The following is a 21099-nucleotide window of genomic DNA, read 5'->3' as shown; positions in this document are numbered from 1 at the left end:
GCTCACTCTTTAGCCGGCACACGGGCCAGGCGGTCGATTTCTTCACGGAACTCGTTGAGGTCCTGGAAACGCCGGTAGACGGAAGCAAAGCGGATATAGGCGACTTCATCGAGCTTTTGCAGCTCGGCCATGACCAGCTCGCCGACAACCAGTGACTTGATCTCGCGCTCGCCGGTGGCCCGTAGCTTGTGCTTGATGTGCGCCAGCGCCGCTTCCAGGCGCTCGACGCTGACCGGGCGTTTTTCCAGGGCGCGCTGCATTCCGGCACGCAGCTTTTCTTCGTCGAAGGGCTGGCGGCTGCCGTCTTGCTTGATCAGCCGGGGCAGTACCAGTTCGGCGGTTTCGAAGGTGGTGAAGCGCTCACCGCAGGCCACGCATTCGCGCCGACGGCGCACTTGCTCGCCCTCGGCGACCAGTCGCGAGTCGATGACCTTGGTGTCGTTGGCACCGCAGAAGGGACAGTGCATGGTGGCAGGCAACAAAAAAAGGGAGGGCCATGGTAGCGCATCCCACTGGCAAGACAAGCCAAAGGGGTTACCATCCACTGAGGAAATACACCGCGAAGGAATTCCCCATGTCATTTCGAGCGCTCGTTGTGCTCAGTTGTGCCGCCTTGCTGGTGGCCTGCAGCAGCGATAAACCCCAACCTGCCCCGGCACCGAAAGCCCCGGTGGCCAGCAAGACCAAAGAACTTGGCCCCTTGCCTGCCTACCAACGCGAACTGAGCGGCACCCTGCTCAACATTCCGGCCGGCGCCGAAGTCGAACTGGCGCTACTGGTCATTGACGATCGCGGCCGCCCACAACGCCTGCTGGCCAATAGCACCTTGAATGGCAATGGCCTGGACCTGCCCTACCAATTGCGCTTCAACCCCGAGGCCTTCCCCGCTGGGGCCCGGGTCGAGTTGCGGGGTCGCGCCAGCAAGTCCGGGCAACTGATCCTGCACCTGCCGCCGGTACGCATCTCCCAGGCCCAGACCCAGGCCACCGGCCCGCTGCGCTTCGAAAAGGCGCCATGATGGCACCTGCTCCCCTGCAACATGCCCTCGGCGAACTGCTCGGTGACGCCCGCCTGGTGGTCAGCGAGCTGCCTGAATGCACGCTGAAGCTTTGGCTGATCGACGCGCAGAATATGGACCGCGCGTTCAGCCCCGAAGAAACCCGGCGCATCCTCCACGAGCCACCTTACTGGAGCTTTTGCTGGGCCAGCGGCTTGGCAATGGCCCGCTACCTGGCCAAGCACCCCGAGTGGGTTGCCGGTAAGCGGGTGCTGGATTTCGGGGCCGGCTCAGGTATCGCCGGTATTGCCGCAGCACAGGCCGGTGCGCTGGAAGTGGTGGCCTGTGACCTGGACCCGCTGGCGCTGGATGCCTGCCGGGCCAATGCCGCCCTCAACGGCGTGGAGCTGAGCTATTCCAGCGATTTTTTCCAGGAAGCCGACCGCTTCGACCTGATTCTGGTGGCGGATGTGCTCTATGACCGGGCCAACCTGCCACTGCTCGATGCGTTCCTCAGCCGTGGCCGCCAGGCACTGGTGGCAGACTCGCGCGTGCGGGACTTCAGCCACCCCCTGTACCAGCCGCTGGGCGTACTCGAAGCCCTGACCTTGCCAGACCTGGCCGAACCCCACGAATTCCGCCGGGTCAGCCTGTACCACGCCAGCCGCTGAGCCTTATAGTGATGCCATTCACCGATTTTCGAGAGTTGTGATGAGCCAAGACACCCCCTACGTTTTCGATACCACCGCTGCCGATTTCGATCAGTTGGTGATCGCCAACTCCCACCACAAACCGGTGCTGGTGGATTTCTGGGCCGAGTGGTGCGCGCCGTGCAAGGCGCTGATGCCGTTGCTTGCGCAAATCACCGAGAGCTATCAGGGCGAGCTGCTGCTGGCCAAGGTCAACTGCGACATCGAGCAGGACATCGTCGCCCGCTTTGGCATTCGCAGCCTGCCGACCGTGGTGCTGTTCAAGGACGGCCAACCGGTTGACGGTTTTGCCGGCGCGCAACCCGAGTCAGCCATTCGCGCCTTGCTCGAACCCCATGTACAAATGCCGCCACCGGCCGCAGCCGACCCGCTGGAGCAAGCCCAGGCACTTTTTGCCGAGGGTCGATTCAGTGAAGCCGAAGCCACCCTCAAGGCCTTGCTCGGTGAAGACAACAGCAATGCCGGCGCACTGATCCTGTATGCCCGTTGCCTGGCCGAACGCGGCGAGCTGGGTGAAGCCCAGACCGTGCTCGATGCGGTCAAGAGCGATGAGCACAAGGCGGACTTGGCGGGCGCCAAGGCTCAACTGACTTTCCTGCGCCAGGCTACCAGCCTGCCGGAAGTCGCTGACCTGAAGGCACGGCTGGCGCAGAACGGCGAGGATGATGAAGCGGCCTACCAGCTGTGCATCAAGCAGCTGTCGCGCCAGCAGTACGAAGCGGCGCTGGACGGCTTGCTGAAGCTGTTTACCCGTAACCGTGGCTATGAGGGCGGGCTGCCGCACAAGACGCTGCTGCAGGTGTTCGACCTGCTGGGCAATGATCATCCGCTGGTGGGAACTTACCGTCGCAAGTTGTTTGCGGCGCTGTATTGAGAGCCACATCGCGGGGCTGCCCCGCGATAAGATTCACCCGACCCAGTGATACACCGGCGCATCCGCGCCGCTTTCCACCTTCACCTCGGCGCTGTGGCGCAAGCGCACCAGCAAGCGCTTGCCCGCCGCGGTATTCCCCGCCAGCCCTTCGAGGTGCTCAAGCAGCGCCGGCCCATTGAGTTGCCCCGCCTTGCGCAGCACATCCCGCGCCGCCTGCCACAGGGCATCATCCGGGCGAGCGCTGGGCACCGAGGCGACTGCAGCCACCGTGGCCAGCGGTGCCACCGCCGTCAGTTGGCCACCCAACTGCGCCCACTCAGACGGCTCCAGCTCCAGGGTCAGATCCACTGGCCAGTCGCCGATATGTCCACGAATTCGCACGGTCTTTTCCTCTGCACATTAACGGGCTCCATGCTCCCACGCTGACGACCTGTCGCCAAGCACGCTGGCATCCACGGAACAAGTTGTTATAACATCACAAAATCAACCCCGTGCTCTCGTGGAGTCTTGCCCATGCTTCGTCTGCTGCTTGCCTTGCCGTTCGCTTTACTTCCCCTGGCCGTTGCCCATGCCCATGACGACCACGATCACGATCACGATCACGACCATGATCACGCCCACGGCAGCCTCGCCGCGCATGAGCACGGGGTTGCCCGACTCAATGCAGTACTCGACGGCAAGACACTGGAGATTGAGTTGCAAAGCCCGGCGATGAATCTGGTCGGCTTTGAACACGCCGCCGGCAGCGCTGCCGACAAGGCCAAGGTTGCCGCCGCACGCGCCCAACTGGAAAAGCCCCTGGCGTTGTTTGCCCTGCCCAAGGCGGCCAACTGCAGCGAATCCGAACAGGCGCTGGAAAGCCCCTTGTTCGGGGACAGGCCGGCAGTTGACGACGATGGTGAGGCGCACAAGGCCGGTCACAGTGAGATCCACGCGCACTACCAACTCAACTGCGAGAAGCCCGGCGACCTCACGGGCCTGGACCTGAGCCCGCTGTTCAAAGCCTTCCCCGCCACCCAGAAAATTCAGCTACAACTGATCGGACCCAACGGCCAGCAGGGTGTCGAAGCGACCCCGGCCAACGCCTCGATCACATTCTGACAGCCCTTTTGCAGCGAAGCGCCCGGGGTAACCCGGGCGTTCATTTATGAGCCAGGCACTGATTGAACTGACCGACCTGGGCTTTGCCTGGCCGGGCCAAGCCCCTCTTCTGGATATCCCCGCACTACGCCTCGAGGCCGGTGAATCACTGTTTCTCAAAGGCCCGAGCGGTAGCGGTAAAACTACCCTGCTCGGGTTGCTCGGCGGCGTGCAAAAGCCCGACCGCGGCACGATCCGCCTGCTGGGCCAGGACTTGGGCGAATTGAAGCTGGCCGCTCGCGATCGGTTTCGGGTTGACCACACCGGCTACATTTTCCAGCAGTTCAACCTGCTGCCGTTTCTGTCGGTGCGGGAAAACGTCGAGCTGCCGTGCCGCTTCTCCCGCAGCCGTGCGCAACGCGCCTGTGAGCGCCACGGCAGCATCGACCAGGCCGCAGCCACCCTCCTCTCCCATCTGGGCTTGAAAGACCCGGCCCTGCTGGCTAGGCGCGCCGACAGCCTGTCTATCGGCCAGCAGCAACGGGTGGCCGCCGCCCGTGCACTGATCGGCCAACCGGAGCTGGTGATCGCCGACGAGCCCACCTCGGCCCTGGATGCCGACACCCGTGAAGCCTTCATTCGCCTGTTGTTCACCGAATGCCGGGAGGCGGGTTCCAGCCTGCTGTTCGTCAGTCACGACCAGAGCCTGGCCCCGCTGTTCGATCGCCAGCTGTCACTGGCCGAACTCAACCGCGCGGCCGTTGCGGCCAATGATCTGGAGGCCTGATGTACCTGCTTCATCTTGCCCTGGCGAGCCTCGCCAACCGCCGCTTCACCGCCTTCCTCACCGCCTTCGCCATCGCTCTTTCGGTGTGCCTGCTGCTGGCCGTGGAGCGCGTACGCACCGAGGCCCGCGCCAGCTTTGCCAGCACCATCAGCGGCACCGACCTGATCGTTGGCGCCCGTTCGGGATCCGTGAATCTGCTGCTGTATTCGGTGTTCCGTATCGGCAATGCCACCAACAACATTCGTTGGGACAGCTACGAGCACTACGCCAACGACAAACGCGTGAAATGGGCCATTCCCGTCTCGCTCGGTGACTCTCATCGCGGCTACCGGGTCATGGGTACCACCGCCAGTTACTTCGAGCATTACCAGTACGGCCGCAGGCAGAATCTGCAGTTGGCCCAGGGCCGAGCCTTCGCGACCGACCCCTTCGAAGTGGTACTGGGCGCCGAAGTCGCCGAAGCGCTGCACTACCAGCTCGGTGACAAACTGGTTTTGGCCCACGGAGTGGCCGCCATCAGCCTGGTCAAGCACGACGACAAGCCGTTCACCGTGGTCGGCGTACTGCAACGCACCGGCACTCCGGTCGACCGCACCCTGCACATCAGCCTGGGCGGCATGGAAGCGATCCACATCGACTGGCACAACGGAGTACCGGCCCGTGGTGCTGGCAAGATCAGCGCCGAGCAGGCGCGCAATATGGACCTTGAACCGGCTGCCATCACCGCGTTCATGCTGGGCCTGAACAACAAGATCGCCACATTCAGCCTGCAGCGCGAGATCAACGAATATCGCAACGAGCCACTGCTGGCGATCCTGCCCGGGGTCGCCCTGCAGGAACTCTGGAGCCTGATGGGCACCGCAGAGCAGGCGCTGTTCGTGGTCTCGTTATTTGTAGTCCTGACCGGCCTGATCGGTATGCTCACGGCGATTCTTACCAGCCTGAACGAGCGGCGCCGGGAAATGGCCATTCTGCGTTCGGTGGGTGCCCGCCCGTGGCATATTGCCGGGCTGCTGGTGCTTGAGGCGTTGGCACTGGCGGTAGCCGGAATCGCTGCCGGCCTGGGCTTGCTGTACCTGGGCATAGCTCTGGCCCAAGGCTATGTGCAAGCCAACTATGGGCTGTTCCTGCCACTGGCCTGGCCCAGCGCGCACGAATGGGCCCTGCTGGGGGTTATTCTGGGCGCCGCGCTGCTGATGGGCAGCGTGCCGGCCTGGCGTGCCTACCGTCAGTCGTTGGCCGATGGCCTGTCCATTCACCTGTGAGACTCACGATGCCACGCTTACTGCTTTCCCTTTTGCTGCTGGTGGCCACACCCTTGTGGGCCAAAGAGCCACGTACCCTGGAATGGTCGCAACTGATTCCAACCGGTGCGCCGGTGATCCAGCCGCAGATGGCGCCCATGCATGACCTCTCGCAGTTGGGCGATGCGCTGGCGGCCGAGTCCGCGCCGCCCGCCCACCAGCAATCGCCGAACGCCCCGGTGGTCAAGGCCCTGGATGGGGAGCAGGTGAAGCTGCCCGGCTATATCGTACCGCTGGAAGTCAGCGAAGAAGGCCGCACTACCGAGTTCCTCCTGGTGCCCTACTACGGCGCCTGCATCCACGTGCCGCCGCCGCCGTCGAACCAGATAGTGCATATCGTCAGCGAGATGGGCGTGCGCATAGAGGACCTGTATCAACCCTACTGGATCGAAGGGCGGATGCAGGTGAAGAGCACCAGCAGCGAATTGGCCGATGCTGGCTACCAGATGGCCGCGGAGAAAATCTACGCCTATGAACTGGAGTAAATGCCCCACAGCACGGTGTTGACGCTTTCATTGAGCTACGTCAAATCGCCATTCCTGCGGTTCTTTACCATTGGACCCATTCAATTCTAAACGTCCTTTGGGAGCTTCCATGAACAAGTCCTTGCTCAGCGCCTCGCTCATTGCCCTGGCGCTCGCAGCCCCTGTTGCCCACGCCCACCAGGCTGGCGACTTCATCCTGCGTGCCGGCGCCATCACCACCGCTCCCAACGAGAACAGCGGTGATATCAAGCTCGACGGCACCAAGATGTCCGGCACCAAGGCAACCCTGGACAGCGATACCCAACTGGGCCTGGCATTCGCCTACATGCTGACCGACCACATTGGTCTGGAACTGCTGGCTGCCACCCCGTTCCAGCACACAGTTGGCGTCAAGGGCCTGGGCGCAGGCCTGGACGGCAAGCTTGGCGACATCAAGCAACTGCCACCGACCCTGTCGCTGCAGTACTACCCGCTGGAGCCTACCTCGAAGTTCCAGCCATACGCCGGTATCGGTCTGAACTACACCATGTTCTTTGACGAAGACCTGAGCAGCAACCGCAAGGCCCAGGGCTTCAGCAACATGAAGCTCAAGGATTCGGTTGGCCTGGCCGGCCAGTTGGGCATGGACTACATGATCACCGACAACATCCTGGTCAACGCTGCGGTCTGGTATATCGACATCGACACCAAGGCCACCATCGACGGCCCGAGCGCCCTGGGTGTGGGCAAGACCAAGGTCGACGTCGATGTCGATCCGTGGGTCTACATGGTGGGTGTGGGTTACAAGTTCTGAGTCGACTTCAATGTGAATCGCGGGGCAAGCCCGCTCCTACCAGTAAGGTGGGAGCAGACTTGCCCCGCGATGCATTCAACGCCCCAACAACCGCGCCAGCCCTTGGGCAAAGGGTGTCGGCTCGGCAAAGTCGAACCGCGCCAGCAAACGCTGGTTGTTGGCCCGCGAATGACGGATATCCCCGGCCCGCGCAGGCCCATGGCTGATCGGCGGCAAATCGCCCAGTATCGACTTCAACGCTGACAGCAACTGGTTGAGTGACGTGGCCTGGCTCAGGCCGATGTTCACGGCCCCTTCCTGCACTTGCTGCAACTCCAGCGCCTGAACCATCACCTTGATCAGATCCCCCACGTAGACAAAGTCGCGGGTCTGCTCGCCATCACCGAAGAGGGTAATCGGCTGCCCGCCCAGGGCACGCTCGCAGAAGATGCTGATCACGCCCGAATACGGCGATGACGGGTCCTGGCGTGGGCCAAAGATATTGAAGAAGCGAAACACCACCGGCTCCAGGCCGTGCTCACGGCGGTAGAAGTCCAGGTATTGCTCGCTGGCAAGCTTGTCCACGGCATAGGGCGTCAGCGGCGCCTTGGGCGTGTCTTCATCGATTGCCAGGCCTTCGCCATTGTTGCCGTACACCGCAGCGCTGGAGGCGAACAGCACCCGCTTGATGCCATTGATGCGCATGGCCTCGCAGACATTCAAGGTACCGATGAAGTTGCTCTGGTGGGTTTTCACCGGATCTTCGACCGACGCTTGCACCGAGGCCACCGCCGCCAGGTGAACAACCGCCTGGCAACCTGCCGCTACGCGCTTGACCAGCGCGGCATCGGCCACATCGCCTTCGATCAGTTCAAGGCGTGGGTTACCCAGTTGCAGGTTGGCAGGCTTGCCGGTGGACAGATCATCGAGGATGCGCACCGCGTAGCCTTTTCCCAGCAACGCGTCGCTCAGGTGAGAGCCAATGAAACCGGCACCACCGGTGATCAGAATGGGGGCATCAGCCATGGCGGTAGAATCGATCCAGTAGGGGCGGCAAACCGGCGCGCCAGGCGCGTGGCTTGATACCGAAAGTATGCAGGATTTTCTTGCAGGCCAGCACCGCATGCTGCGGCTCTTCGCTGGCATCAGGCCGCGCGGCATGGGCCTGCGCGGTCGGCTCGGTGACGGCCAGTTTGTGCAACTGCGACGCCTCGCTGAGGATCGCCTGCCCCAGCCCCAGCGGCGTAGTGGCCTCGTTGCCGGCGTAATGGTAGGTACCCCACAGCGGCGCGGCACAATCGAGCTGCTTGAGCACCGAAAGAATCACGCGCGCAGCGTCGTCCACCGGGGTCGGATTGCCGCGACGGTCGTCGGCCAGCAGTAGCTCCTGGGGTTGCTCGGCGCGGGTCAGGAAGCGTCCGAGCACGCCATCGATGCTCTCGTCGAGCAGCCAGCCAAAGCGCAGCAGTACGTGCTGCGGACACGTCGCACGAACGCTCTGCTCGATCCGCCACAGCGCCTGGCCGCGCAGGCCCAGGGGTACGGGTTCGTCTTTTTCGCTGTACGCCGTGGCGCGCGAGCCATCGAATACCCGGTAGCTCGACGGCTGCACCAGAATGATGTTGTGGTGCTGACACAGCTCGGCCAGGCGCTCCACCGAGCGCTCCTGCAGCGCCAAGCGTTGTTCGCTGACCGACTCTGCCTGGAACCAGTCGAAGTAATAGGCCAGGTTCACCAGGGCGTCGGGGCGGGTGTCGTCCAGCAACTGGGTCAGGCTGGCCGGGTCCCATCCCTGGTCGGGCGGGCGCGGCGCCAGAAAGCCGATATCTTCCTCGGCCCCGAGTCGAATCAGCGCTTGCCCAAGGGCATTTCCACCACCCAACAGCATCAGGCGCATTCGCATAGAGTCAGCAGGTCCGGTCAGATAATTGAGGGCAATGGCACATTTTGCGTTTTCCGGCTGGGAAAGTCTAACGCTGGCCCTTTACAGCACTATGGTGTGTGCATTGAGTTCAATGCATTCGATATCCGGGGCATTTCGGTCCTAGACTGATCACGCCATGGCTCGATACCGGCGACCCACTTGGCAATTGGCTGCATCTTCAGTTCAGCGAGGCGGTTTCCATGCAACTCGACACGATGTCAACGATACGCTCTACCTGGCAATACGATGAACCCAGTCCCGGGACAGAGCACTTCATCACCGAGTCCTTCGACACCTATCAGCAACAGGCCCGGCTGCTGCTCCCCGACGTGGAGCGGGCGCCGCCGCTGTTCGTCGTCGGTGGAGCTCGCTCGGACTTCACCCGCCTCAATCCCTTGCTCTACCGGCTACAAGCGCTGGGTATCGGTTCGCTGACCGCCAATCTGTCGGGGCACAGCCTTGCCAGCGAGCCGGGTGCGTTCGAGCCTTCGCTGGGCACCAACCGCGAGGAGGCCTTGCGCTTTCACCGACACATTGCACCCCGCTGCCAGACCGTGGTCGGCCACAGCCTGGGGGCCTCCATTGCCTTGAAACTGGCAGCGCAACAGCCGGCTGTGGATAAGTTGATCCTCATCTGTCCTGCCGTGTATCCGGACAACGCTCACGATGCGCCCTTTGGCCCGGCCTTCAAGGCCGCGATCAGCAAGCCCTACGGATTTCTGGACTGCGACAGCTTTGAATTCCTGCGTCAGTTCCCGGGGCGTGTGCTGTTGGTGATGGGCGAGTATGACGGGCTCAACTCCCAGGTCCACGGCCAAGGTGCCGGGACGTCGGCCGGGACGCTGTGGCTGGCGGGCGCACAGCGCTATAGCCCGATTCCGGAAGAGGTCACCCGTGCGTTGCTCAAATCGGTCCCCCCTCCGCATCTGGAGTGTCTGTTGCTCTCGGACTGCGATCACGGCATTGCGGCACATTTGCGTGAAACGCCCGGGGTAGCCGACCAGGTGGCGCAGACCGTTGCAGAGTTCGTCCTCGACGGCAGGTGATCCATCCGTCTCGAATCGCACGTTGCCGAGGGAAAAATGGCGGAAGGCAGCGGGAGTCGAACCTGCCCGGGAACGGCTGCCGTCCCCAACCGGGTTTGAAGCCCGGCCGCGCCACCGGGCGCGATTGCCTTCCTTGAACTCAGTGTCCTGGCGATTGTGCCAGGGCATTGTCCGCACGAACCTGACGCCGATCACCCAGCCGGCGCGTCAGGCCGATTCGATCAAAATACTCCAGCACCTGAATACTGCGCTTGCGGCCGATACCCAACACGTCGCGAAAGGCCGTCACCTGTACCACCGGATCGTCGCTGGCCAGTTGCAAGAGCATAGACGCCATTTGTCGGATAGTGGCCTCAGGATAGAACAGATCGCGCACCACCTGGTGGACTTGCCCCAAACGCGCCAGCTTGCGCAGCAACATGCGAACTTCGGGTTCATCCACTGCTAGCGCCTTGGCCAGGTCGCGTACCCACGGTGGGTCGAACTGCCCTTGTTCGAGCAGCGGCTGCAGTCGTTGCCACAGCAGGGTATCGGTATCGCTCAGGCGCACCTGGTGCTCGGGCAGGTGCAGCCAGGGCCCATTGCCAATGATCGCACCGCCAGCAAGCAACTCGTCGAGCAAACTGATGAAGGTCGGTCGCTCCAACGGCAGCGCGACAAAGCGACGTAGACGGTCACGATCAGGACCAAGCTGGTCGGGCTCCTGTTCATGAAACAGCGCCAGTTGCTCCAGCACCGCCCGCTTCAGCGACTGCCAGCGCAGCTGGGTAAACAGCAGCGGCCCCTGGCGGGTGGCGATGACCTGCACCTCTGGCGGCAATTTCCAGCTACTGCGCAGGCGGTTGAACTGCCGCTCCAGGTGCTGCGGATCAAGCCCCGCTTCATCGTTGGCCAGCAGTGCCGGCAGGGCCTGCTCCAGGCTGTCGACGCAGGCCAATGCCCGCAACTGCGCCAACCGAGCATCACTACGACGCTGGCGCGCCGGGGCGAAAGGATCAAGGACCTTGCCACCGCCGAGGGTTCGTTGCGCGCTGTGGTCACGCAGCACCAAGCGATCGCCATGCACTGCCTGCAACGGCGCGTTGAGCTGCAACTGGGCAAACATGCGCCCGCCAGGCAGCAGTTGCTCGCCTTGCAACAGAGCCACCCGAGCGGTGACGTCCTGGGTGCCCAAATGCACATGTACCGGACTGAAGTGCGTGAAGCTGCGGATTTCACCCGGTAGCAGCCGCATTTCGATGTCCACGCGCTGGGTCGGCCCGTATAGCCATTCGGCAAGCAGCCAGTCACCCCGGTGAACATGCTCGAGGGCCAGGCGTTCGGCGCTGATGTTGAGCGCTACCCTTTGCCCGGCCCAGGCTTCGCTCACTGCCTGGTTCTGGGCATGCAGTCCGCGCACCCGTACCGGCTTGCCGGCCTTGCCCAATGCCAGGGTATCGCCCAATTGCACTTGCCCTGCCAGCGCCGTACCGGTGACCACGATGCCAGCCCCGGCCACGGCAAAGGCGCGGTCGATGGCCAGGCGAAAGCCACCCCGCCGACCCCGCTCACATACTTCTCCCTGGGCCTTGAGCAACGCCAGGCGCAGGGCATCGACGCCCTCGCCGGTCATGCTGGACAGCGCAAACTGTGCCGCACCGGCATAAGGCCCGGCGGCGAGCAAGACACCGACCTGCGCCTGGACCTCCTTGATCCGCTGGGGCTCGACCCGGTCGCATTTGCTGATCGCGACCAACGCCCTGGGTATGCCCAGCAGTTCGACAATGGCCAGGTGCTCGCGGGTCTGCGGCATCACCCCGTCATCGGCGGCCACCACCAGCAGCACCAGGTCAATTCCCTGGGCGCCAGCGAGCATGTTGTGGATGAATCGCTCATGCCCCGGCACATCGATAAAGCCGGTCAACGGTGCGCCGGACTCGAGCGACGCGTAGCGGTAGCCCAGGTCGATGGTCATGCCCCGCTCGCGCTCCTCACGGCGATGATCCCCAGCCTGGCCGGTCAGGGCTTCGAGCAAGGACGTCTTGCCGTGGTCGATGTGCCCGGCAGTGCCAACGATCACCCGGAAACCTCCGTCCATTGCAATGTGGGCAACTGCGCCAGCCAACCCGGCTCGTCATCGAGTTGGCGCACGTCGAGCCACAACGCATCGTCATCGATACGTCCGAGCACCGGAATCGGCAGCATTCGCAAGGTTTGCTCCAGGCCCTGCAAGCAGCGACCGCGCAAGCGCCGGGACACCTGCGGGCGCAAGCACAGCGCGGCGCTGGGCAGGCGTGCGACCGGCTGACTGCCGCTCCCAATCATACTCAAGGCCGGCACCGCCATGACCTGCCATTGCTGACCCAACTGTTGCGCCAGCACAGGTGCAAGGCGCTCGGCCTGGGCGATAATTTCGCTCTGGGGACGGGTCAGCAGGCGCAGGCTGGGCAGACGCTCAGCCAGCAGGTCAGGATTGCGGTATAGGCCCAGCACCGCCTCCAGCGCGGCGAGGGTCATCTTGTCGACGCGCAGGGCACGCTTGAGCGGGTTTTTCTTGATGCGGGCAATCAGTTCCTTGCGGCCCACAATGATCCCGGCCTGAGGACCGCCGAGCAGTTTGTCGCCGCTGAAGGTAACGATATCGGCGCCGTCGGCCAGGGCCTGGCGTACCGTGGGCTCGGCCGGCAAGCCCCAACGGGTGAGGTCGAGCAGGCTGCCACTGCCCAGGTCTTCGAGCAACGGCAATCCGTGCTGGTGAGCCAGTTGCGCAAGTGCGGCAGTCGGTACCTGCGTGGTAAAGCCCTGGATGCTGTAGTTGCTGCAATGCACCCGCATCAACAAGCCACTGCGCGGGCCAATGGCTGCTTCATAGTCGCGGGCATGAGTGCGGTTGGTGGTACCGACTTCGTGCAGCTTTACCCCGGCCCGGGCCATGATGTCGGGAATACGGAAGGCGCCACCGATCTCGATCAACTCGCCGCGAGAAATGATGCCTTCCTTGCGTGCCCCCAGGCTATTGAGCGCCAGCAGCACGGCTGCTGCGTTGTTATTGACCACGGTGACGGCCTCGGCGCCGGTCAGTTCGCGGATCAAACCCTCGATGAGGTCGTCGCGATCGCCACGCTTGCCGGTCGCCAGGTCGAACTCGAGATTCAGTGGATAACGGGCGGCCATCTGCACGGCCTCGATGGCCTCTTCGGGCAGGAGCGCCCGGCCCAGGTTGGTGTGCAGGACCGTACCGGTAAGGTTGAACACCCGTCGCACCTGGCTGCGGTGCTGGCTCGCCAGGCGTTCGCCGGCGCGACCTGCCAACACGGGAATGGCCAGTTCGGCGGCATCCAGTTGTCCCAGACGGGTAGGTTCGCGCAGGTCATCGAGCAACTGGCGCAAGGTAGCCAGCACAGCATCACGACCGTAGCGATCAATCAACGACTGGCTGGCGGGGTGTTGCAGCAAGGTGTCGATGGAGGGCAGACGGGCGGGAAACGTGGCGAGATTGGAGGGCATTCGGAGGACTACCTTCAACGAGACTTTGGCTGGGTATGTCTATCGCGGGGCAAGCCCGCTCCTACCGTAGGAGCGGGCTTGCCCCGCGATGAGTGTAGACGCTGGCCTCACTCCCCTCCCGGCGCCAGCATCAGGTTCGGCGCCAGCCGTTGATAGCCCTCCTCGTCCAGGCGTATGTCCAGGGCCAGGCTGGCGAGGTCCGCCGACAGCGCTTCCGCCGCGGCGTCGTTTTCCAGGTAGATCTGCTTGAGGTAGCGTTTGCAGCCCGGACAGCATTCGGCACGCAGGGGGGCCTTGCCAGCAGCGTAGCGATCATCCTCCAGGTTGAAGTATTCAAGCCCCTTGCTCTGCTCGCAATACACGCACTTGACCCGTACCACATGCCACTCGCAGGCACACAGCGAACACACCAGGTAGCGCAGGCCATTGTGCTTGCCACGGTGGCGGATTACCCCGGCCATGGCCGGCGATCCACAAGCCGGGCACTGGCAGAGGCTGTCGCCCGCCTTGAGTTCGGTGCCAGGCAAGTTCAGCAGCCAATGGTTCCAGGCCGCTTGCAGGGCTGCGCCCAAGAACGGCACCAGCGCCGCTGGCACTGCGCTGTATTGCCCGGTCAACAAGGCGATGCCCCAGAGTTTGCGCTGCTCGTCACGGGCTTCGCGCAGGGTGTTGATAGCGGCTATCAGCTGCGCGGCAGCCGGCATCGGGTACCGTTCAAGCAAGGCGTTCAGATACGCCAGCCAATGCCCTTCGCGTACCAGGCTGTCGGCAGCCAATGGCGGCAGGCCGTGCTCCAGGCATAAGCGCTGGCGCTCGCTGTACTGCGGCGTGGGCAAAGGTGGGTTGTCGAGCAGGTCTTGCTGAACGCGGCAAAGGCTGGCGATCAGTTGCAGGTAGTCGCCCAGTGCGTTGCCTTGGACCAAGGCATCCAGGCGTTCGGCGCGCAACGCGAACAGGTTTGCAGGTGGCAGGTAGAGAAACGGCGGCGCGCTGGCCGCCGCTTCAATTTGCCCAGGTTCCAGAATGGTACTCAAGGGGTCATCCTTTTTTGCTGGTCCGCGGATCCGGCGGATCCTCGCGGGTCACTTCCCGATACCAGAGCTCATGGTGTTTTTTCGCCCAGGCGCGACTGACCCAGCCGTGCAACATCGCGCTGACCGAACCTTTGATCCAGATCCCGGCATAAATGTGCACGATGATGCTCAGCACCAGCACGAACGCCGCCAGTGCATGCAGCAAGGTCGCCAGGCGAATCGCACCGATGTCGAAGTACTGGCTGAACCACGCGCGCCAGATCACGATGCCGCTCAACAACAGAATCAACATGCAGATCAGCAAGGTCCAGAACAGCAGCTTCTGACCCGGGTTGTACTTGCCGATTGGCGGTACGCCCTCCTCTTCGTTACGCATCACACGATCAATGCGCCGCAACCACAAGCGGTCGTTGCCGCTGATGAAGTTGGCGCGCCAGAAGCGAAACACCAGGCCCAGGAAAAACACGAACATGGCCACACCCAGGAACGGATGCAGGATTCGCGTCCAGGGCCCGCCACCGAACAGGTGACTGAGCCAGAATAGCGCCGGATGAAACAGCGCCAGCCCCGACAGTCCGGCGAAAATGAACAAGATCGCGACGATCCAGTGATTGGTCCGTTCGTTGGCGTTGTAGCGCAGGATGGGTTTGTCGCTCATGGTCGTTCCTCCCCTTGCGCACCAGGCTTGTTCGGGTCGAACACATGCACCGCCGGGTCAACCACATGCACGCTGGAATCCGGCGGGATGGGGTGTTCATCCTCTTCCACCCGTTGCGGGCCGATCCGCACGTAGTGGAAGAACCCGGCCAGCACCGCCGCGCCCATGGCCAGCAGCGCCAGCGGCTTGCTCACCCCTTTCCACAACCCCACCAACGGGCTGATCACCGGCTGGTCCGGCAGGCCGGCGTACAGTTTCGGTGAGTCGGCGTGGTGCAACACGTACATCACATGGGTGCCACCGACCCCATCGGGGTCGTACAAGCCGGCGTTGTCGAAGCCACGCGACTTGAGGTCGACGATGCGCTCGGCAGCATGCTCCTTCATGTCCTCCTTGCTGCCGAACACGATCGCCCCTGTCGGGCAGGTCTTAACGCAAGCCGGCTCCAGCCCCACGGCGACGCGGTCGGAGCACAAGGTACACTTGTAGGCCTTGTGGTCCTTCTGCGAAATCCGCGGGATGTTGAACGGGCAGCCAGTGATGCAATAGCCGCAACCGATGCAGTGGTCCTGGTTGAAATCGACAATACCGTTGGCGTGCTTGATGATTGCCCCGGGGCTGGGGCAGGCCTTCAGGCAGCCTGGATCGGCGCAGTGCATGCAGCCATCCTTGCGGATCAGCCACTCCAGGTTGCCGTCGTCGGTCTCATGCTCGGTAAAGCGCATCAAGGTCCAGGTTTCAGCGCTCAGGTCATGGGGATTGTCGTAGGTGCCATAGCTGTGCCCTACCTCGTCACGCAGCTCGTTCCACTCCGAACAGGCCACCTGGCACGCCTTGCAGCCAATGCACTTGGTGGTGTCGATCAGCTTCGCAACCTCTTCCTGCTGGCGGATCGAGGGCGGCGGTGTGGTGGTGGCCGAACGGGCAATGATGTCTTGGCTGGCCATCAGATTTTCTCCACGTTGACCAAGAACGACTTCGATTCCGGCGTCTGGGTATTACCGTCACCGAGGAACGGCACCAGGGTGTTGGTCAGGTAGCCGTGTCGCGTCACCCCGGTAAACCCCCAGTGCAGCGGAATGCCGATCTGGTGCACGGTCTGGTTGTTGACCTGCAGCGGCCGAATCCGCTTGGTCACCACCGCCACAGCCTCGATATGCCCACGCTTGCAGGTGACGCGCACCCGGTCACCTGCGGCGATGCCCTTCTCCTTGGCCAGTACCTCGCCGATTTCGACGAACTGCTCCGGCTGGGTCACGGCGTTGATCGGACAGTGCTTGGTCCAGAAGTGGAAGTGTTCGGTCAATCGGTACGTGGTAGCGGCGTACGGGAAGTCCTTGGCTTGCCCCAGGGAATCCCAGACCGAATCGAATACCCGGCCCGCCGGGTTGCTGGTCGCCTTCTTGTTGTTGGGGTGCAACGGGTTGACCCCGATAGGTGTTTCAAACGGCTCGTAATGCTCCGGGAATGGCCCTTCGGTCATCTTGTCCAGGGCAAAGAAACGCGCCACGCCTTCGGGGTTCATGATGAACGGGTTCATGCCCGCTTCCGGCGGCACATCCGCTTTGTAGTCCGGCACGTCGGTGCCACCCCAGGCCTTGCCGTTCCACCACACCAGGCGCTTGTTCGGCGACCAGGGCTTACCCTGCACATCGGCCGACGCCCGGTTGTAGAGAATTCTCCGATTCGCGGGCCATGCCCAGGCCCAGCCCAGGTTCTGCTTCATGCCGAACGGGTCGGCATTGTCGCGCCGGGCCATCTGGTTGCCCTGCTCGGTCCAGCTGCCACAGAAGATCCAGCATCCGGACGCGGTACTGCCATCGTCCTTGAGCTGGGCGAAGCCGGCCAGTTGCTGCCCGGCCTTTAGGGTCGCGCCAGTGGCATCGGTGACATCGGCCACGGCGTAGCCGTTGAACTCCTTGGCAATCTCTTCCGGTGACGGTTCGTGGGCAACCTTGTACGGCCAGTTGAGCTTGAGGATCGACTCCGCCCAGGCCCCGCCTTCCTTCTGGTAGCGTTCGCGCAGGCGCAGGAACAGCGCACTCATGATCCACACGTCGGTCCGGGCCTGGCCCGGTCCTTCGGCGCCCTTCCAGTGCCACTGCAACCAGCGGCTGCTATTGACCAGCGAGCCGTCTTCCTCGGCAAAACAGGTGGTCGGCAGGCGGAACACTTCCGTTTGCACATTCGCCGAATCGACATCGTTGTACGGCCCGGCATTACGCCAGAACTCCGAGGTCTCGGTGGCCAGCGGATCCATGACTACCAACCACTTGAGCTTGCTCAATGCGGCAGTGACACGGTTTTTGTCCGGTAAGGCGGCAATCGGGTTGAAGCCCTGGCAGAAGTAACCGTTGACCTGCTCCTTGGCCATCATGTCGAACATCTTCAACACGTCGTATCCAGGAATATCCAGCTTGGGCAGGTAGTCATAGCCCCAGTTGTTCTCGGCCGTGGCGTTGGCGCCATACCAGGCCTTCATCAGGCTGACATGGAACTTGCCGTAGTTCTGCCAGTAGGACATCTGACCCGGTCGCAACGGCTTGGACGCGCGCTTGGCAATGTAGGCGTTGTAGTCCTGTTCGGCATCCGACGGCAAAGTCAGGTAGCCCGGCAGCAAGTTGGACAACAGCCCAAGATCGGTCAGCCCCTGGATATTGGAGTGACCGCGCAAGGCGTTGACCCCGCCGCCCGGCATGCCGACGTTGCCCAGCAGCAACTGCACCATGGCTGCACTGCGGATGATCTGCGAGCCGATCGAATGCTGGGTCCAGCCCAGGGCATAGAGGATCGTCATGGTCTTGCCCGGTTGCGAGCAGGTGGCGATCTCTTCCCAGATCTTGCGCATGCTGTCCACCGGCATACCACAGATCTGGCTGGCCAGTTCCGGGGTGTACCGGCTGTAGTGCTGCTTCATCAGTTGGAACACGCAGCGCGGGTCTTGCAGGGTAGGGTCTACCTTGGCAAAACCGTCTTCACCAATTTCGTAGCTCCATCCGGACTTGTCGGTGTAGCTGCGCTTGTCGGCGTCATAGCCACTGAACAAACCGTCCTCGAAAGTGAAGCCTGCTTTGACGATGAACGACACGTCGGTGTAGTTGTGCACGTACTCGTGCTGGATCTTGTCATTGCTGATCAGGTAGTTGATCAACCCACCCATGAAGGCGATATCCGTGCCGGTACGGATCGGCGCGTAATAATCGGCTACCGAAGCGGTTCGGGTAAAACGCGGGTCGACCACGATCAGGCGGGCCTTGTTATGGGCCTTGGCCTCGGTTACCCATTTGAAGCCACATGGATGGGCTTCTGCAGCGTTGCCACCCATCACCAGGATCAGATTCGCGTTGGCGATATCAGTCCAGTGGTTGGTCATGGCTCCACGGCCGTACGTCGGGGCAAGACTTGCCACCGTCGGGCCATGTCAGACACGTGCCTGGTTGTCGAACCCCAGCATGCCAAGACTGCGGATGACCTTGTGGGTCATGTAGCCGGCTTCGTTCGAGGACGCCGAAGCGGCCAGGAAGCCCACGCTCAGCCAGCGGTTGACCGTCTGGCCCTGGGCGTTTTTCTCGATGAAGTTGGCGTCGCGGTCGGCCTTCATCAGCTCGGCGATACGGTCCAGTGCTTCATCCCAGGAGATCCTCGTCCACTCCTTGCTCCCCGCTTTACGTACTTGCGGGTACTGCAGGCGGTTGGGGCTGTGGATAAAGTCGAGCAGGCCGGCGCCTTTGGGGCACAGGGTGCCGCGGTTCACCGGATGGTCGGCATCACCCTCGATGTGGATGATGTTCTGGGCGACGTTCTTGGCCGCATCACCCTGGCTGTACATGATCAAGCCACAACCCACCGAGCAATACGGACAGGTGTTGCGGGTTTCTTTGGTATGCGCCAGCTTGAAGTGACGCACCTGCTCGGCGAAAGCCGCTGTCGGGGCCATGCCCAACGCAGCCAGGCTCGAGCCTCCAAGGCCGATTGCGGCGACCTTGAAGAACTGCCGACGGTTGAGATCCATCGTGCACTCCTGATCAGGTGGTGGACGCGCGGGACGTTGCCGGCGTCTCTTGAACGATCACGGTGGTGACATTTACAGCCGTCACCAGTTGATACTCTAGTCAAGAATTCAGGAGAGGGCGTGGAGACAACCAGAAAGTTCTGACACCACACGAGGGAGTAGGACTACTTATCTCTGCGAAACGCCCTGCTACGTTGGCCAAAACGTAATCAAGGACAGCAACACACTATGAAAACAGCCCGTAAGGTCGCAGCGCTCTTTGCAGTGATTGCACCACTGATGCTCGCAGGCCCCGCACAGGCCTCGCCGCCTTCCATTACAGCGACGATGGCGCAAACGATGGTCGACGCCGCAGCGCGGGCAGCCCAGGAGAAAGGCTTCTCGATCGTTATCAGCATTGTCGACAACCATGGCAACCTCAAGCACTTCCATCGCATGGACAACACCAGCGTCGGCAGTATCGAGGTGTCCCGGCTCAAGGCATCGACCTCCGCGCAATTCCCGGTCTCGACCAAGGTGCTGGCAGAGCGAAGTGCCGCAATGCCGGCCAATCCCTACACCGCTATCCCGGGCTTTCTGTTACTGGAAGGTGGATTGCCGGTCATGTCCAAAAGTGGCATGCACATCGGCGGTATTGGTATCAGCGGTGCAACACCTGAGCTGGATGGCCAATTTGCCCAGGCGGCAATTGATCAACTGAACCAATAAGTTAACGTCGTGAAATAAAACAAGCCTGGCAACGGTAGCAATGCCAGGCTTAGTTGAAATTAACTACCGATCCCCAGAGACAATAAAATTGTCATCTGCCAAATGATGGACCTGAATTTCGTTACTGCAATCACTGCCATCTTCCTTGACGAATCTGTAGTGAGCCAGCAGGAAAACTTCACGGCTCATCGGTTTACTGACGCGCAGACTGTTCCCCAATGCGATACAGATGCCCCCTACCGTTGTGATGGGACCTGGGTACATCTGGATGTACTGAAGCAAGGTGGGCCTGACAGCCTGTCGTAATAGATGGTGGGCCAAAAATTAGCGTAGCGACCCCAACCGCACCTATTATGAAGCCGACTATCAGCAGCAGTCCGCCATTGTAGACACCGCCACCCGCTTGACCATCGAGATAAGCTGCGTACTTTTTGGAGAATCCAGCGACATGAAAATCTTCGGCAGTAAGCGCCAACTGTATTAGATTCTGTTTCTGTTCCTCATTACTTGCTTGCATGATCCACTCCATTGAAAAGTGAATACTAAGCAATGACGATGGCGAAAAAAGACCAAACAAACAACTTCAGAAATCCCCCACGAAGAATAAAAACTTCTCCACGCAAAATAATGGATTTTAATGCTCCAAAAAAAAGCCCGTGGCGCAAGGCCACGGGCTTTGGGTACAACAGGATCGGGCAACTGATCAGAACGGGATATCGTCATCAAAGCTGTCGAAATCAGCAGCTGGTTGCGGTGCGGCCTGCTGAGGCGCAGGACGCTGCTGGGGCGCCGACTGTTGTGGCCGAGGAGCCTGCTGACGCGGCGCCTGGTTGTAGTTGCCGCCACCCTGCTGCTGGGAACCGTCCTGGTTTTGCGGACGACCGCCGAGCAGCTGCATGGTGCCCTGCATGTCGACGATGATCTCGGTGGTATAACGCTTGATGCCGTCTTTTTCCCACTCGCGGGTTTGCAGCTTGCCTTCGATGTAGACCTGCGAACCTTTGCGCAGGTACTCACCGGCGATCTCGGCAACCTTGCCGAACATCGAAACACGGTGCCACTCGGTGCGCTCGACCTTCTGACCGGTCTGCTTGTCGGTCCACTGCTCGCTGGTGGCCAGGCTCAGGTTGGTCACGGCGTTACCGTTGGGCAGGTAGCGGACTTCGGGATCCTGACCGCAGGTACCGACCAGAATGACTTTGTTAACCCCACGGGCCATAAC

21 protein-coding genes and 1 tRNA gene are annotated in these 21099 nt (G+C 62.1%); 10 read left to right on the top strand and 12 right to left on the bottom strand.

What is annotated here, in order from left to right; translation table 11 throughout:
* Positions 1 to 2: 2 nt before the first annotated feature.
* The gene (gene nrdR, locus ABVN19_RS25700; RefSeq protein ID WP_010222838.1) at positions 3 to 467 is read right to left on the bottom strand and encodes a transcriptional regulator NrdR; all 465 of its coding nucleotides are present in this window, start codon (positions 465 to 467) and stop codon (positions 3 to 5) included.
* A 107-nt stretch (positions 468 to 574) separates the two neighbouring features.
* Between nrdR and ABVN19_RS25695 the strand changes: the two genes are divergently transcribed.
* Genes ABVN19_RS25695 through trxA form a run of 3 tightly spaced genes read left to right on the top strand, consistent with a single transcriptional unit; the run spans position 575 to position 2581 of the window.
* Positions 575 to 1018 (top strand): hypothetical protein, encoded by a 444-nt coding sequence (locus ABVN19_RS25695; protein ID WP_028944450.1) that lies wholly within the window; start codon positions 575 to 577, stop codon positions 1016 to 1018.
* Entirely contained in the window at positions 1018 to 1668 is a 651-nt protein-coding gene (locus ABVN19_RS25690) for a 50S ribosomal protein L11 methyltransferase (protein WP_028944451.1), read from the top strand. Before ABVN19_RS25695 ends, ABVN19_RS25690 begins: the two co-directional genes overlap by 1 nt.
* Positions 1669 to 1708: 40 nt before the next feature.
* On the top strand, positions 1709 to 2581 hold the full coding sequence (gene trxA / locus ABVN19_RS25685) for a thioredoxin (RefSeq protein WP_028944452.1): 873 nt from the start codon (positions 1709 to 1711) through the stop codon (positions 2579 to 2581).
* Between the two features lie 33 nt (positions 2582 to 2614).
* Here trxA and ABVN19_RS25680 read toward each other — a convergent pair whose 3' ends face one another.
* Positions 2615 to 2962, bottom strand: a complete 348-nt coding sequence (locus tag ABVN19_RS25680; RefSeq protein WP_028944453.1) for a hypothetical protein — start codon at positions 2960 to 2962, stop codon at positions 2615 to 2617.
* Positions 2963 to 3094: 132 nt separating this feature from the next.
* Between ABVN19_RS25680 and ABVN19_RS25675 the strand changes: the two genes are divergently transcribed.
* From ABVN19_RS25675 to ABVN19_RS25655, 5 genes are all read left to right on the top strand, one after another.
* On the top strand, positions 3095 to 3682 hold the full coding sequence (locus ABVN19_RS25675) for a DUF2796 domain-containing protein (RefSeq protein ID WP_105642151.1): 588 nt from the start codon (positions 3095 to 3097) through the stop codon (positions 3680 to 3682).
* Between the two features lie 46 nt (positions 3683 to 3728).
* Complete coding sequence (locus ABVN19_RS25670) at positions 3729 to 4448, top strand: ABC transporter ATP-binding protein (protein ID WP_028944455.1); 720 nt, start codon at positions 3729 to 3731, stop codon at positions 4446 to 4448.
* Complete coding sequence (locus ABVN19_RS25665; protein WP_028944456.1) at positions 4448 to 5713, top strand: ABC transporter permease; 1266 nt, start codon at positions 4448 to 4450, stop codon at positions 5711 to 5713. Before ABVN19_RS25670 ends, ABVN19_RS25665 begins: the two co-directional genes overlap by 1 nt.
* An 8-nt stretch (positions 5714 to 5721) precedes the next feature.
* A complete protein-coding gene (locus tag ABVN19_RS25660; protein ID WP_028944457.1) occupies positions 5722 to 6237 on the top strand; it encodes a DUF3299 domain-containing protein in 516 nt (171 codons plus the stop codon).
* A 109-nt stretch (positions 6238 to 6346) separates the two neighbouring features.
* Complete coding sequence (locus ABVN19_RS25655) at positions 6347 to 7030, top strand: OmpW family outer membrane protein (RefSeq protein WP_028944458.1); 684 nt, start codon at positions 6347 to 6349, stop codon at positions 7028 to 7030.
* A gap of 75 nt (positions 7031 to 7105) precedes the next feature.
* Here ABVN19_RS25655 and ABVN19_RS25650 read toward each other — a convergent pair whose 3' ends face one another.
* Positions 7106 to 8035 (bottom strand): NAD-dependent epimerase/dehydratase family protein, encoded by a 930-nt coding sequence (locus tag ABVN19_RS25650; RefSeq protein ID WP_028944459.1) that lies wholly within the window; start codon positions 8033 to 8035, stop codon positions 7106 to 7108.
* Entirely contained in the window at positions 8028 to 8912 is an 885-nt protein-coding gene (locus ABVN19_RS25645) for a sugar nucleotide-binding protein (RefSeq protein ID WP_028944460.1), read from the bottom strand. The genes ABVN19_RS25650 and ABVN19_RS25645 overlap by 8 nt, the downstream gene beginning before the upstream one ends.
* Before the next feature lie 221 nt (positions 8913 to 9133).
* Here ABVN19_RS25645 and ABVN19_RS25640 point away from each other — a divergent pair, with 221 nt between their 5' ends.
* Positions 9134 to 9979, top strand: coding sequence for an alpha/beta hydrolase (locus ABVN19_RS25640; RefSeq protein ID WP_028944461.1), 846 nt, complete (start codon positions 9134 to 9136; stop codon positions 9977 to 9979).
* A gap of 37 nt (positions 9980 to 10016) precedes the next feature.
* Here ABVN19_RS25640 and ABVN19_RS25635 read toward each other — a convergent pair.
* The 7 genes from ABVN19_RS25635 to fdnG all read right to left on the bottom strand — a co-directional run bounded on the left by ABVN19_RS25635 (position 10017) and on the right by fdnG (position 19169).
* Positions 10017 to 10112: transfer RNA gene (locus tag ABVN19_RS25635), tRNA-Sec, on the bottom strand.
* A 6-nt stretch (positions 10113 to 10118) separates the two neighbouring features.
* Positions 10119 to 12038, bottom strand: coding sequence for a selenocysteine-specific translation elongation factor (gene selB / locus ABVN19_RS25630; RefSeq protein WP_105642150.1), 1920 nt, complete (start codon positions 12036 to 12038; stop codon positions 10119 to 10121).
* Positions 12035 to 13465: an L-seryl-tRNA(Sec) selenium transferase gene (gene selA, locus ABVN19_RS25625; RefSeq protein ID WP_105642149.1), complete on the bottom strand. Its 1431-nt coding sequence runs from the start codon at positions 13463 to 13465 to the stop codon at positions 12035 to 12037. The genes selB and selA overlap by 4 nt, the downstream gene beginning before the upstream one ends.
* A 107-nt stretch (positions 13466 to 13572) precedes the next feature.
* The gene (gene fdhE, locus ABVN19_RS25620) at positions 13573 to 14499 is read right to left on the bottom strand and encodes a formate dehydrogenase accessory protein FdhE (RefSeq protein ID WP_105642148.1); all 927 of its coding nucleotides are present in this window, start codon (positions 14497 to 14499) and stop codon (positions 13573 to 13575) included.
* A gap of 4 nt (positions 14500 to 14503) precedes the next feature.
* A complete protein-coding gene (locus ABVN19_RS25615; protein ID WP_028944465.1) occupies positions 14504 to 15157 on the bottom strand; it encodes a formate dehydrogenase subunit gamma in 654 nt (217 codons plus the stop codon).
* Positions 15154 to 16104, bottom strand: a complete 951-nt coding sequence (gene fdxH, locus ABVN19_RS25610; RefSeq protein ID WP_028944466.1) for a formate dehydrogenase subunit beta — start codon at positions 16102 to 16104, stop codon at positions 15154 to 15156. The genes ABVN19_RS25615 and fdxH overlap by 4 nt, the downstream gene beginning before the upstream one ends.
* Positions 16104 to 19169, bottom strand: coding sequence for a formate dehydrogenase-N subunit alpha (fdnG, locus tag ABVN19_RS25605; protein ID WP_146117332.1), 3066 nt, complete (start codon positions 19167 to 19169; stop codon positions 16104 to 16106). The genes fdxH and fdnG overlap by 1 nt, the downstream gene beginning before the upstream one ends.
* 228 nt (positions 19170 to 19397) lie before the next feature.
* On the opposite strand from fdnG, the gene ABVN19_RS25600 reads away from it, so the two are divergent.
* The gene (locus ABVN19_RS25600; RefSeq protein WP_028944469.1) at positions 19398 to 19877 is read left to right on the top strand and encodes a heme-binding protein; all 480 of its coding nucleotides are present in this window, start codon (positions 19398 to 19400) and stop codon (positions 19875 to 19877) included.
* 703 nt (positions 19878 to 20580) lie between these two features.
* Here the strand turns inward: ABVN19_RS25600 and ABVN19_RS25595 are convergent.
* Positions 20581 to 21096, bottom strand: a complete 516-nt coding sequence (locus tag ABVN19_RS25595; protein ID WP_028944471.1) for a single-stranded DNA-binding protein — start codon at positions 21094 to 21096, stop codon at positions 20581 to 20583.
* Positions 21097 to 21099 lie beyond the last annotated feature (3 nt).

The sequence above is a fragment of the Pseudomonas vranovensis genome (assembly GCF_040438935.1).
In the GTDB taxonomy this organism is placed as follows: domain Bacteria; phylum Pseudomonadota; class Gammaproteobacteria; order Pseudomonadales; family Pseudomonadaceae; genus Aquipseudomonas; species Aquipseudomonas vranovensis.
The sequence above is the reverse complement of the archived record's forward strand: the minus strand, read 5'-3'. Positions and strand labels throughout refer to the sequence as shown.

Coding starts and splice junctions, on each gene's coding strand:
- ABVN19_RS25615 (WP_028944465.1), bottom strand. CDS start 15,157: ATGAGCGACAAACCCATCCTGCGCTACAACGCCAACGAACGGACCAAT.
- ABVN19_RS25655 (WP_028944458.1), top strand. CDS start 6,347: ATGAACAAGTCCTTGCTCAGCGCCTCGCTCATTGCCCTGGCGCTCGCA.
- selA (WP_105642149.1), bottom strand. CDS start 13,465: ATGCCCTCCAATCTCGCCACGTTTCCCGCCCGTCTGCCCTCCATCGAC.
- ABVN19_RS25640 (WP_028944461.1), top strand. CDS start 9,134: ATGCAACTCGACACGATGTCAACGATACGCTCTACCTGGCAATACGAT.
- ABVN19_RS25675 (WP_105642151.1), top strand. CDS start 3,095: ATGCTTCGTCTGCTGCTTGCCTTGCCGTTCGCTTTACTTCCCCTGGCC.
- ABVN19_RS25665 (WP_028944456.1), top strand. CDS start 4,448: ATGTACCTGCTTCATCTTGCCCTGGCGAGCCTCGCCAACCGCCGCTTC.
- ABVN19_RS25695 (WP_028944450.1), top strand. CDS start 575: ATGTCATTTCGAGCGCTCGTTGTGCTCAGTTGTGCCGCCTTGCTGGTG.
- ABVN19_RS25650 (WP_028944459.1), bottom strand. CDS start 8,035: ATGGCTGATGCCCCCATTCTGATCACCGGTGGTGCCGGTTTCATTGGC.
- nrdR (WP_010222838.1), bottom strand. CDS start 467: ATGCACTGTCCCTTCTGCGGTGCCAACGACACCAAGGTCATCGACTCG.
- ABVN19_RS25600 (WP_028944469.1), top strand. CDS start 19,398: ATGAAAACAGCCCGTAAGGTCGCAGCGCTCTTTGCAGTGATTGCACCA.
- ABVN19_RS25595 (WP_028944471.1), bottom strand. CDS start 21,096: ATGGCCCGTGGGGTTAACAAAGTCATTCTGGTCGGTACCTGCGGTCAG.
- ABVN19_RS25670 (WP_028944455.1), top strand. CDS start 3,729: ATGAGCCAGGCACTGATTGAACTGACCGACCTGGGCTTTGCCTGGCCG.
- trxA (WP_028944452.1), top strand. CDS start 1,709: ATGAGCCAAGACACCCCCTACGTTTTCGATACCACCGCTGCCGATTTC.
- ABVN19_RS25660 (WP_028944457.1), top strand. CDS start 5,722: ATGCCACGCTTACTGCTTTCCCTTTTGCTGCTGGTGGCCACACCCTTG.
- fdxH (WP_028944466.1), bottom strand. CDS start 16,104: ATGGCCAGCCAAGACATCATTGCCCGTTCGGCCACCACCACACCGCCG.
- ABVN19_RS25645 (WP_028944460.1), bottom strand. CDS start 8,912: ATGCGAATGCGCCTGATGCTGTTGGGTGGTGGAAATGCCCTTGGGCAA.
- ABVN19_RS25690 (WP_028944451.1), top strand. CDS start 1,018: ATGGCACCTGCTCCCCTGCAACATGCCCTCGGCGAACTGCTCGGTGAC.